Source organism: Vibrio sp. Vb1166 (assembly GCF_033338695.1).
Taxonomy (GTDB): Bacteria; Pseudomonadota; Gammaproteobacteria; order Enterobacterales; family Vibrionaceae; genus Vibrio; species Vibrio alginolyticus.
The window spans coordinates 156037-167583 of record NZ_JAWOTE010000004.1 but is presented as its reverse complement, the minus strand read 5'-3'; the positions used below and the strand labels follow the sequence as shown (position 1 = coordinate 167583).

The 11547-nt window shown below is 45.3% G+C and carries 13 protein-coding genes; 8 read left to right on the top strand and 5 right to left on the bottom strand.

Annotated features, from left to right (window positions below; genetic code table 11):
• Nucleotides 1-50: 50 nt before the first annotated feature.
• Entirely contained in the window at nucleotides 51-317 is a 267-nt protein-coding gene (locus R7E51_RS06645) for a DUF2999 family protein (RefSeq protein ID WP_004746427.1), read from the top strand.
• Nucleotides 318-428: 111 nt separating this feature from the next.
• On the opposite strand, the gene R7E51_RS06640 is transcribed toward R7E51_RS06645, so the two are convergent.
• Both R7E51_RS06640 and R7E51_RS06635 read right to left on the bottom strand, forming a co-directional pair.
• On the bottom strand, nucleotides 429-1016 hold the full coding sequence (locus R7E51_RS06640) for a GNAT family N-acetyltransferase (RefSeq protein WP_017820080.1): 588 nt from the start codon (nucleotides 1014-1016) through the stop codon (nucleotides 429-431).
• 91 nt (nucleotides 1017-1107) lie between these two features.
• Nucleotides 1108-1971, bottom strand: coding sequence for a helix-turn-helix domain-containing protein (locus R7E51_RS06635; protein ID WP_206957615.1), 864 nt, complete (start codon nucleotides 1969-1971; stop codon nucleotides 1108-1110).
• 184 nt (nucleotides 1972-2155) lie between these two features.
• Between R7E51_RS06635 and R7E51_RS06630 the strand changes: the two genes are divergently transcribed.
• The gene (locus tag R7E51_RS06630) at nucleotides 2156-3055 is read left to right on the top strand and encodes an AraC family transcriptional regulator (RefSeq protein WP_009706616.1); all 900 of its coding nucleotides are present in this window, start codon (nucleotides 2156-2158) and stop codon (nucleotides 3053-3055) included.
• A 56-nt stretch (nucleotides 3056-3111) separates the two neighbouring features.
• Here the strand turns inward: R7E51_RS06630 and R7E51_RS06625 are convergent, their stop codons facing one another.
• Entirely contained in the window at nucleotides 3112-3534 is a 423-nt protein-coding gene (locus R7E51_RS06625) for an organic hydroperoxide resistance protein (RefSeq protein ID WP_054700584.1), read from the bottom strand.
• A gap of 137 nt (nucleotides 3535-3671) precedes the next feature.
• On the opposite strand from R7E51_RS06625, the gene R7E51_RS06620 reads away from it, so the two are divergent.
• The 4 genes from R7E51_RS06620 to R7E51_RS06605 all read left to right on the top strand — a co-directional run bounded on the left by R7E51_RS06620 (nucleotide 3672) and on the right by R7E51_RS06605 (nucleotide 8239).
• Nucleotides 3672-4130, top strand: coding sequence for a MarR family winged helix-turn-helix transcriptional regulator (locus R7E51_RS06620; protein WP_005374637.1), 459 nt, complete (start codon nucleotides 3672-3674; stop codon nucleotides 4128-4130).
• Between the two features lie 305 nt (nucleotides 4131-4435).
• Nucleotides 4436-4993: an alkyl hydroperoxide reductase subunit C gene (ahpC, locus tag R7E51_RS06615; RefSeq protein WP_005374632.1), complete on the top strand. Its 558-nt coding sequence runs from the start codon at nucleotides 4436-4438 to the stop codon at nucleotides 4991-4993.
• A 334-nt stretch (nucleotides 4994-5327) separates the two neighbouring features.
• Nucleotides 5328-6896: an alkyl hydroperoxide reductase subunit F gene (gene ahpF / locus R7E51_RS06610; RefSeq protein WP_005374617.1), complete on the top strand. Its 1569-nt coding sequence runs from the start codon at nucleotides 5328-5330 to the stop codon at nucleotides 6894-6896.
• Between the two features lie 923 nt (nucleotides 6897-7819).
• Nucleotides 7820-8239: a VOC family protein gene (locus R7E51_RS06605; protein ID WP_005374615.1), complete on the top strand. Its 420-nt coding sequence runs from the start codon at nucleotides 7820-7822 to the stop codon at nucleotides 8237-8239.
• Nucleotides 8240-8312: 73 nt separating this feature from the next.
• Here the strand turns inward: R7E51_RS06605 and R7E51_RS06600 are convergent, their stop codons facing one another.
• Together R7E51_RS06600 and R7E51_RS06595 are read right to left on the bottom strand one after the other, a co-directional pair.
• Nucleotides 8313-8852: a CAP domain-containing protein gene (locus R7E51_RS06600; protein ID WP_017820077.1), complete on the bottom strand. Its 540-nt coding sequence runs from the start codon at nucleotides 8850-8852 to the stop codon at nucleotides 8313-8315.
• Nucleotides 8853-8979: 127 nt separating this feature from the next.
• Nucleotides 8980-9936, bottom strand: a complete 957-nt coding sequence (locus R7E51_RS06595) for a LysR family transcriptional regulator (protein ID WP_017820076.1) — start codon at nucleotides 9934-9936, stop codon at nucleotides 8980-8982.
• A 126-nt stretch (nucleotides 9937-10062) separates the two neighbouring features.
• Here R7E51_RS06595 and R7E51_RS06590 point away from each other — a divergent pair, with 126 nt between their 5' ends.
• A complete protein-coding gene (locus R7E51_RS06590) occupies nucleotides 10063-10749 on the top strand; it encodes a DJ-1/PfpI family protein (protein WP_005383525.1) in 687 nt (228 codons plus the stop codon).
• 120 nt (nucleotides 10750-10869) lie between these two features.
• On the top strand, nucleotides 10870-11400 hold the full coding sequence (locus R7E51_RS06585) for a sigma-70 family RNA polymerase sigma factor (RefSeq protein WP_255209459.1): 531 nt from the start codon (nucleotides 10870-10872) through the stop codon (nucleotides 11398-11400).
• Nucleotides 11401-11547 lie beyond the last annotated feature (147 nt).

Here is an 11547-nt window from a genome sequence, read left to right as displayed (position 1 = left end):
CTAGAACAAATACTGGCAACCAAGTCATACACTGATTGAAAGGAAATATGATGAACCCAATTATCGCCTTGCTGAAAGAGAACAACATCAGCGATGAGCAAATCAACGAGATTTTTCAGACTCTGACGCAAAACCCTCTAGCGGCAATGGCAACAATCAGCCAACTAGGTTTGCCACAAGACAAGCTACAAATGCTGATGGCGCAAGTGATGCAAAACCCTGCGCTAATCAAAGAAGCCGTAGACGAGTTGGGATTGGATTTCTCAAAGGTTGAAGAAGCAAAAGAGAAGCTTCAAAGCCAAAACCAAGGCAACTAAGTCTTAGCCATTTAGCGCTGAATATAGAAAAGGCCGTTAACCCGAGCATGTGGGTTAACGGCCTTTTTTGTTCGCTACGTTGTTGTTAGCTACTTTTTTGTCGGCTAATTATTAGCGATTTAAAGACGCGAATTGCTCTGCGGTCATACCGTAGTAGAGCTTGTCGTCAAAGCCTTGCTCTAGTTTATAGTAGTCTTTCTGACGGCCTTCTTGAGTAAAACCATTTTTCTCTAACGTCTTGTAAGAACCAGCATTAGAAGCGTAGCAATCGGCACTGACTTTATGGGCGTTTAACTCAGTAAATCCAATCTCGGTCATCATTTGGCAAGCGCGAGTCGCGACGCCTTTGCCCCATGCGCAAGTAGGTAACTGATAACCCACTTCGTAGTTGCCAGTTAAGAACATCACTGCGGTCACCGCACACATTCCCATGTACTGACCTTGCTGGTCACGAATCACGAACGTTGGGCTATCTGACCAAACACCGTCTTTAATCGCTTGTGCCGTATTTTCAATAATAGGGCCAAAGAAGCCTTCATACAGGTTGTTATCAGCAGGTGCGAAGAACAGATACTGATTGACCTTATCGTCGTTCAGCATCTCGATAATATCTTGTAGATCAGAGCCTTGAATCAGTTGGATAGTCAACGATTCATTAAATGGAATGGCTTCGCCTTGTTTTAGTTTTTGATATGACATGTGTTACCTCGTTATCTGCTGAAAATAGTAGCCCAGCGGATAAGAGAAAAATTGGATTTTTGCGACAACTTTCGGGCTGATTAGCAATGTATTACGACTCAAAATCGCCATAGATATCGATGGTTAAGTCACGTTTTTTCAGGTATTTGCTCGGCGTTTTTCTTAGCTGATGTTTGAGGGTACGAATCAAATGCGATTGGTCACTGAAACCAAATTGTTGTGAGAAACTCGCCCAATCAATCGCTTCTTGTTGCTTGTAGAGAGTCAAAATCATCTGCTCCAGACGCGCCATTTGTTGATACTGCTTAACGCTCAACCCCACCACTTGTTTGAAACTGCGCTCAAGCGTTCTGCGAGAACAGGCGCACTGTTTGGCTATCTCATCAATATCCATCGCTAACTCAGGTGAACGTAGCGCTTGAGCGTCCATCACGGATACCGCTTTTTGTGACGCCAAAAACGGTTTGGTACGGCAAGGTTCGATATCTAACGCATCTAAATGTTGTTTGATGTAGCTCAGCAAACATTGCGATGAACCTTGCAACTCTAACTGCCATAAGCCTTGTTGAAAGCGCTCATCAAACGCCGCGTTAAGCCAATCAAACCATTCGCATTGGTTAATTGCACTAACTTGGGATGCATCACTAAACCGTGATTCAATGGCATAAAAACCCTCTGGGCGAAAGGTGATACCAATACGCTTGATGGGAGCCGTATCTTCCAACAACAGTAAATGTTCGTTAGCCATTAACAAGTGGCAGCCTTTGCCAGCAAGCTTTGTGTGTCCCGTGTCGTAGCTGTAGCCTTGCTCTGGTGGCGTAAAGAGTAAATGAGCACGCGGGTTTGGGATAAGGTGCGGCTTGGGGTCAATGACTTCACCCTCTGGCACTTCCAAGTACCAAACTTGATGAATGAGCCATTCGTACTCTGGCAGAGACTGTTTCCAAGCTATCATGATTGTCCTAGCGGTTAGTAAAGATAATGGGCGCAACGTTTTTGCTTAAACATCTGCTCGTTGAGTGTGACTGATTGACGCTCATCTCGCCACGCATTTCTCACGCTGCTCCCTTGCAAGCTTGTTGGATTGCGGTAGGCTTTGAGCAGAGAAAACAAGCTGAACAGAACAAGGAAATCCCCCGATGCGCGTCGACTACCACCAACGACTGGTTCCTGTGATTCGTTATTTAGAACAACACTTTAATGAACCACTCAATCTGCCAGAAGTGGCCGCGCTGGCGAACCTTTCTCCTTATCACTTTCATCGCACCTTCAAAGCCGTGCAAGGCGAGACATTGGCTGATTTCATTCGACGTTTGCGTCTAGAAGCCGCCGCCGATGACTTATTCAAATCCAAGCAACCGGTATTAAACATTGCCTTAGAGTACGGATTTTCTAGCTCACAGAGCTTAGCCAAAGCCTTCAAGCAACATTATGGCGTTACACCTACGGCCTTTCGCGACTGCGAAAACTACCAGCAGTTTTCTGAATTAGCACGAAACAGCAAGATTGGACACACGTTGCGCAAGAATGGAAACGAAGTAACACCAAGCGATTCATATACTGGCTCTGAACTCACCAAATGGAGCATGACAATGGAAACGCAAAACTTTGAAAAAGCAAAACTGGCTTACATTCGCGTAAACGGCCCTTACGGCCAAGGCTATGAGGAGCCATCAGGTCGCTTGTATCAATGGGCAGGAATGAAAGGTTTGGCAGGCAATACCTGCATCTTCATCTACCATGACAATCCAGAAATCACGCCAGACGAGAAGTGTCGCACTGATATCTGCTTGATGGTGCCAGAAGATACGGAAGTTCCAAAAGGCATTGAGCTGCAAGACTTCCCCGGTGGTCAATATGCGGTGATGCGCCAGCACATTACTGACCCGAGCCAATACTCAAAAGCATGGGATGATGTCATGAGCAAGGTAATTGAATCCGGTATTGAGAACGACGACCGTCCTTGCTTTGAGCTTTACCACAGCTTCGACCCACAAACGCACCATGCAGACGTTAGCTTCTGCACCGCCATCAAATAAACCAAAAGCCTGCGTACTTGCAGGCTTTCTTGTCTTTGTAACGTGGTAAGAACCGCTTAAATCGCTTCGCCGTTTACCGTTACTGCTACATCAATGTTGCCACGAACTGCGTTTGAGTATGGGCAAACTTGGTGTGCAATGCGCGTTAGTTCTAGCGCTTGTTCTTGTGGCATGTCTAGCTCTACCGCTAGGCTCACTGTCAATGCAAAGCCGCCGTTGTCGTTCGGACCAATGCCCACTTGCGCTGTTACGGGTGCACTTGTCAGATTTACTTTACCTTCACGCGCTACGTGCAAAATCGCGTTAGAAAAACACGCAGAATAACCCGCTGCGAACAGTTGCTCTGGGTTAGTTGCTGCGCCTGTGCCGCCCATTTCCTTCGGGTATGACAGCTCTAGATCGAGAAGACCGTCATCAGTTTTTACTTGACCATTACGACCAGCCAAAGCGGTAGCTTGAGTTTTGTATAGAGTAGTCATGCGAGTGTCCTTCTTAATTTAAGTTGCGCACAATTTAATTGCTTGCAATCTTATATCGAAGTAAAGGTCGTTTGCAACTATATTGTGCACAACTTATTTTATGACTCTCTTTCCCTGTGAGCAGGTAGGCAACGCCAATGAGCCAGTGTTACACCGACAACACCATGACCGACGACGATAAACTCTTACTCGAAAACCAAGTCTGCTTCCCGCTCTACAGCGCAGCAAATGCAGTGATCCGAGCGTACCGCCCGTTGCTGGACGAGCTTGATCTGACTTATTCGCAGTACTTAGTGATGATGGTGTTGTGGGAGAAAGATGGTGCCAGTGTGAAAGAGTTGGGGTCACAACTGCATTTGGACTCAGGCACACTCACACCGCTGCTTAAACGCTTAGAAGCAAAAGGCTATGTAGAGCGTGGTCGCAGTGAAACCGATGAACGCGTTCGCGTACTCAACCTAACCAAGCAAGGTCGTGACCTTAAAGAACAAGCTAAGTCGGTGCCAAATGCCATGATGTGTAAAATCACATTAGAGCTGGATGAAATGATCATGCTGAAGAAGCTGTGCGGCAAAGTGCTCGACAATCTGAGCTAACAAGATAGAAGCATCCGCTTCACCACTTCCTATTAGAAAGAGCCTGCCGAGATGCAGGCTCCTTCGATCTTAGTTAGACGATCTACTCAAAGTAATCATCGGTATTCTCTATTGCTAATCTGCCTTCATCTTCAATAAAACCTATCAAAGCAAACTCATCTACATCGGATATGCCTATCAAGTGAAATAGGAAATGGCTATCAATAGGATAGTTACAAGCGATTTTCCTTAAACACACTCCGATGAGAATATACTTTCCGAAAGCAACAACAGCTCAGCTTAAAACATTCAAAGGAAAGTAAATTATGATTAATACTCAAATCAAACCATTTGCAGCTACAGCGTACAAAAACGGTGAATTCGTTGAAGTAACAGAACAAGACGTTCTAGGTAAATGGGCAGTATTCTTCTTCTACCCAGCAGACTTTACGTTTGTATGTCCAACAGAACTGGGCGACCTAGCAGACCACTACGAAGAGCTACAAAAACGTGGCGTAGAAGTTTACTCAGTATCAACTGACACACACTTCACTCATAAAGCATGGCACGACAGCTCAGACACAATCGGTAAGATTCAGTACTACATGCTTGGCGACCAAACAGGCAACATCACAAACAACTTCGGTGTGATGCGTGAAGGTCAAGGTCTTGCAGACCGTGCAACGTTCCTAATCGACCCAGAAGGTACTATCCAAGCAATGGAAATCACTGCTGAAGGTATCGGTCGTGACGCAGAAGACCTACTACGCAAAGTGAAAGCAGCTCAATACGTAGCAGCACACCCAGGCGAAGTTTGCCCAGCAAAATGGAAAGAAGGTGAAGAGACACTAGCTCCATCACTAGACCTAGTTGGCAAAATCTAAGCCACTGAAATTTAAGTTCTAATCAGTTCCGATTTCCTTTTTCTGATTAGAACTGAATTAGAGAGCACTTCAGGTTAGATACCTTGACGACCTTCTGCCTGATTTGCTCTCTCCCCCTCAGGTTTTATCTACAGTAACCACTTTTTATTACCTGTCTGAATAAGTAGGTGTGCAGTAATTGCGTAGAAAAAATCGTTTAGAACCAGGCATAGATTTTCGATAGCTAGTTACTCTAACTACAAAATCTATAACGCAGTTATCAACGATTTTAGCTAGCAAGAATGAACAAATACTTGTTTTGATTGGTAACTATTTAATTAAGGTAGTAACAACTATGTTAGACCAAGCGATCCAACAACAACTCAAACAATATCTGGCTAATGTAAAAGAAGAAGTTCGTTTAGTGGTTAGTCTAGATGAAAGCAAAGCATCGAATGACATTTTGTCTCTAGCGAACCAAATCGCAGAGATGAGCGACCTAATCACTGTTGAACGTGACGACAACGCAAGCGCACGTAAACCAGTGATGGCGGTAACTAACCCAGCTAAAGGCACAGCACTACGCTTTGCAGGCTTGCCAATGGGTCACGAATTTACCTCTCTAGTATTGGCACTGCTTCACTCTGGCGGTCACCCAATCAAACTAGAACCAGAAGTGATTGAGCAAATCGCAGCACTAGACAAAGATCTAGACGTAGAAATCTTCATTTCACTGTCGTGTCAAAACTGTCCGGACGTGGTTCAAGCGTTCAACATGATGGCGGCGATCAACCCGAAAGTAAAAGCAACCATGATCGACGGTGGTTTGTTCCAAGATGAAGTGAAACAACGCGACATCATGGCCGTACCAAGCGTATTCGTGAACGGTGAGCTATTCGGTCAAGGCCGTATGTCTCTGACTGAAATCCTAAACAAAGTGGATGACGGAGCAAGCGAGAAAGCCGCAAAAGCACTGAGCGAAAAAGACCCATACGACGTGCTTGTTGTCGGCGGTGGTCCTGGTGGTAGCGCAGCTGCACTATACGCTGCTCGTAAAGGTATTCGTACTGGCGTTGTTGCTAAGCGTTTTGGTGGTCAGGTTATGGACACCATGGCAATCGAGAACTTCATTTCGGTAAAACGTACTGAAGGTCCAAAACTAGCAACTGACTTAGCAGAACACCTAAAAGAATACGACGTAGACGTCGTGACTGAGCAACAAGCTGAGAAGCTAATGGGCGCAGCACACACAGAAGATGGTTTGATTCACATCCAACTTGAAAGCGGCGCAACGCTGAAGAGTAAGAGTGTTATCCTAAGCCCTGGCGCACGCTGGCGTGAAATGAACGTTCCGGGTGAGCAAGAGTACCGCAACAAAGGTGTCGCGTACTGCCCACACTGTGACGGCCCACTGTTCAAAGGCAAGAAAACTGCGGTTATCGGTGGTGGTAACTCAGGCATCGAAGCTGCTATCGACCTTGCTGGTATCGTAGAACACGTAACGGTTCTTGAATTCGCAGACGTACTTCGTGCAGACCAAGTGCTTATCGACAAAGCGAACTCACTACCAAACGTAGACATCATCACGATGGCGCAAACAACAGAAGTAGTGGGCGACGGTACTCGCGTAACAAGCTTGAAGTACAAAGACCGCAACACAGATGAAATCAAAGAGATTGAATTATCAGGTATCTTTGTTCAAATCGGTCTAGTACCAAACACAGAATGGCTAAAAGATTCAGAAGTAGCCCTATCTGAGCGCGGCGAGATTGAAGTCGGTAGCCGTGGCGATACTAGCTTAGAAGGTGTGTTCGCAGCGGGTGACGCAACAACCGTTCCTTACAAGCAGATCATCATTGCGATGGGTGAAGGTGCAAAAGCAAGCTTAGGCGCATTTGACTACCTAATCCGTAAGCAAGGTTAATCTCCAATTTCTTGAGCACAAAGCGCATGGTGCTGTGTTTTCTTCCCCGGAAAACCAATCGGGGCACCGTGACAGCGATGAGTAACAAGAAATAAAATCAAAAAAACCTAGAAGCCCAAAGACTTTGCCAGCAGGTATTAACTGCTGGCTTTTTTGGTTTGGGGAGAGGTGTAAGCAAATCCCTCAGCGCTCCGAGTTCAAACTGGAGGGAATGGCTCTACAATCACGGATAATTCAGTTCACTCCACCAGCATCACAACGCGATGCGAATAGATTCTGAATACTCGCTTAGGCTCCTTCAGAATGACGCTGTCCGTTTAGCGTTCTCTTCCCGTCATTCCCGCGAACCTAGGTGAGACTGGGAATCTACTCACCAAAAACTCGATCGAAAATGATTAGCAAGAACACGAACAAACAAAAGGTGAAAGAAGGTTGCAAACACCTAACCCAACATTCAGCCTCAAACCAACGACCCCACCTAACCTCCCCCTTATATCAAACTCTTAAGATCTCATCATTCCGAGCGCAAGGTGGCAAGTTTTACAGTCACAGATAATTCAATTCACTCCACCGGCATCAAAACGCGCTGCAAATAGATTCTGAATACTCGCTTAGGCTCCTTCAGAATGACGCTGCTCGTTTAGCTCTCTTTCCGTCATTCCCGCGAACCTAGGTGAGACTGGGAATCTACTCACCACAAACTCGCTCGAAAATGATTAGCACGAATAAACAAAGGGTGAAACAAGGTTGCAAGCCCCTAACCCAGCTCTCAGATTCAAAGCACCAAACCCACCGAATCTCTCAATGTATCCAGATCCAAAGATATCAATCCTAAAAAATTTTAAAAAAGCCCTTTACCTCAACTTTACTTGAGGTTTTAGCATATTCATCGTTGGCTAGAAAATGACAAAAAGGAGCACATCATGATCCAACTAGAACATATTAACTTAGTCGTGAAAGATATCCCTGAAATGCTGAAGTTTTACCAAACTGCATTTCCACATTGGTACGTGCGTGATGAAGGTAAAGGCGAATGGAGTGGCAAACCAAGAAACTGGCTACATTTTGGCGACGAGTATCAATACATAGCCATGAGTGACCATGGCGAAGGAGAAAACCGCGAGTTGAGCGGGCACCAAGTTGGGCTAGCGCATTTTGCTTATGTGACCAACAACGTCGATGCAATCATCAAAAGACTAACCGATGCAGGTTATCCGATTGCCCAACCTGGTGCTGATGAACCATATCGCAAAAATGTGTATTTTGTTGACCCTGCAGGTTTTGAGATTGAATTTGTTGAATACCTGGCGGATGACCCAAAACTTCGTAACCTGACAAGCTAAAAGAGATGTAAATAACAAAAACGCCAGCAGATAGTGACTGCTGGCGTTTTATTTTATCTATCAGGCTTCTGCATTAGCGCTGTTTGGCAAAAACCTGAGTCCAGTAATACCCGTAGCGTGCAGAGTGATTTTCGACAAGCGACGCGCCCATCTGATCAAAATCCGCACTCATGATATTAAGGCAGTGACCTTCACTCGATAACCAAGCATTAACGACGGCGTTAATGCTGCTTTGCCCTACGGCGACATTCTCACCAATGGCGCTCCAAGCATAGCCCGTTGCGTTAACTCGATCTGACATTTTGCTGCCATCAGAGCCTGTGTGGCTCATGAAATCGCTGTTCGCCATGTCGCTTGAATGTCGATAAGCGGCGCTTTCCAAATCGTAGCTCCAAGTCAGGGCCCCAACAGGTGGCATGGTGGTTGCACCACACTGTTGTGTAGTAGAGCGGGCGCTGTTGACCGCTGCAAGCATCTGCTCGGCAAATGTGCCTTGTGACGATGTGGAACCTGTGTTTTGTGAGCCGCTTTCTGCTGGGGCTGACGACTCCCCATCGCCGCCACATGCGCTGAGAAGTAGGGCCAAAGCAGGCACTAAGATCTTAGTTGGCATTGTCTTTCCTTTATGAGTGACGAAGAGCAAACTGCGCTTTTCGATAATAACGCCCAATAAACTAACAAAAACCAATAAAAGCACCATATAGCTTAGGGGTTTTTAACCAAAGACTCACATGAAGTTTTCAATCGCCTTGGTTCGGTCGATAAATCGGCAACGTTTCAGCCCAAGTATGGAATGGCGTTTCATCCATATCCTGTATTGCTTGAGTGATAAAATCGATGAACACCCTCACTCGGGCAGGCACATATTCCCGGTTGGCATAGAGAAGATACACGCCATTTCCTGCTTGGCGCATGCTTGGAAATATCGGCACTAAACGCCCCGCTTTAAGCCAGTCTCTCGCGATAAAATGAGGAATCTGAGTTAATCCTAAGCCTTCTGCGCAAAGCTCTGCCATGGATTCACCGTCATTTACAATATAGTTTCTTTCGGGGTCATATTCACTCGCACCGTCTGGTTCTGGCATCCGAATCGGCAACAGTTTCCCCGTTTGTTTAAAACGAAAACGAACCCAAGAATGGTCATTGAATACATCCGGGCCACTCGGAACACCATGGCGCGCTAAGTAATCCTGACTGGCACAAATGATAAAATCGATAGGGCTCAGCTGACGCACAATCAATTGACTATCGTGAACGACACCAGAGCGAATCGACACATCAATACCTTGCTCAATAATATCAACGTAGGCGTCATCGTAATGAATATCGATAGTGATGTTAGGGTAGCGGCGACAAAACTCTTTTAATAAAGGACGAATATAGAGGCGACCGTACGAGACTGGCACATTAATCTTAAGCTGCCCTGAAAGCGCATCATTGTGACTTTTTAATGAATCCTCACATGCCGCCAGCTCCTCCAGTACAAACCTAGCAGTATTTGCGTACCTACGACCAGCTTCTGTCAGGCGGCTCTGTCGCGTAGAACGTTGAAAAAGCTGTATACCCAAATCGCTTTCAAGACGATGTATGGCTTTACTCACGGTCGAAGGGTCAGTGCCATACACTTTGGCAGCCGCAGCAAAACTACCGCCATCTAAAGTGGCAATAAAAAATCGTAGGGACCGTATCTTATCCATATAACCAATGAACTCTATTCATGAATTTTATTCACTTTAGTAAAGACAAACTGGCTCTTCAATCACTAATTAGCCTAAATATAATGAACCTCAATAACTTGATGCTCTGTTAACGAGGAAAAAACCATGGGTAAAAACGGATTGAAGAATGCACTACAACTATTGATAGCGACACTAGTCCTATTCTTTGGGATGCTTCAAACAGCACATGCCGCAGATAAACGAATTGGTATTCTGGTTTACGATGGCGTACTGACCTCTGATGTTACTGCTCCTTTAGAGGTTTTTGGCGTCGCAAGTCGTCTCACTTGGTTTAGTGATTATGACGTGCTCACCATTTCCGTCTCAGATCAGAAAACCATCACCACTGAAGAAGGATTAAAAATTGGTGTGGATGCTTGGATTGGTGATCTGCCGGAACTCGACGTATTGGTTTTAACATCCAGCTATGACATGGATGCACTAATCGAAAATAAAGATCTCATTCACTTTATTAAAACTACCTCAAAGGCGGCAGATTGGATGGCAAGTAATTGCTCTGGCGCGTATTTGTTAGCCGAAGCTGGCCTTTTAAACGGCAAAAAAGCAACAACTTGGGCCGGAGGTGAAAACGGCTTTCAAAGAGATTACCCAGCAGTCAAAGTACAAGTCGACCAGAATTTTGTCATTGATGATGGCGTTATCACTTCGAACGGTAGCCTAGTTAGCTATCAAGCTGCTCTTAAGCTACTTCACCTTATGACTTCAGAGTCTAAAGCTCAGGAAGTCGCAGATGCCATCCAGTACTCACGCTTTTCCAACCAACCATTTTAAGCGTGTAAGAAAGAAATCAGAGTCACCCTTCGATATTTGGAAGGTTAACTCTTCGAATTTGTCTTCCTAATCGAACAACCCTTTTTATCACTGTAAAAGCGATAAAAAGGGTTGTCGTTCATCTGGCAGACACAACGTGCTCTCCAAACTTTTTATCTTAATGCTATGGAAAAACATAAACGTTACGAAGCACTGACGAAAGATCGATACCAAGAGATTTACCGTCTCGCGTATTGGTTATGCAAAGATCACCACCTTGCTCAAGATTTAGCGCAAGAAACCTTTCTGAAAGCGTGGCGATTCTTTGATAAATTAAATGACCCCAACGCCGCGAAGTCTTGGCTCATTACTATTTTGCGTCGTGAGAATGCTCGGCGCTTTGATAGAAAACAGTACGATTTTGTCGACATTGATGAGTGTGCAATACAGACAAAAACCTACCCTGGCAGTGACTACGACATGGCCCAAGATTGGCTTCAAAAACAAATGATGATTCTCGAACCCAAATACCGAGAGCCGTTGCTCTTGAGCTTAGTGGCTGGGTTGAATCATGATGAAATTGCCCAAGCCTTGAGGCTCAACCACAACACAGTGGCGACTCGATTATTCAGAGCGCGTAATCAGATCATCGCACAGAAGGAGAGTCATTAAGACACAAAAAGTAGTCAATCATGTAAACTAACTGGCTATGCTCCGGTCTATTTCATAAGTCGTTACACAACTCGACGCTTTAACGCTTTACATCAAGCGCGACTAGATGAACACTTCTTGTCAAAGTACAATAACAGCCGACATAGA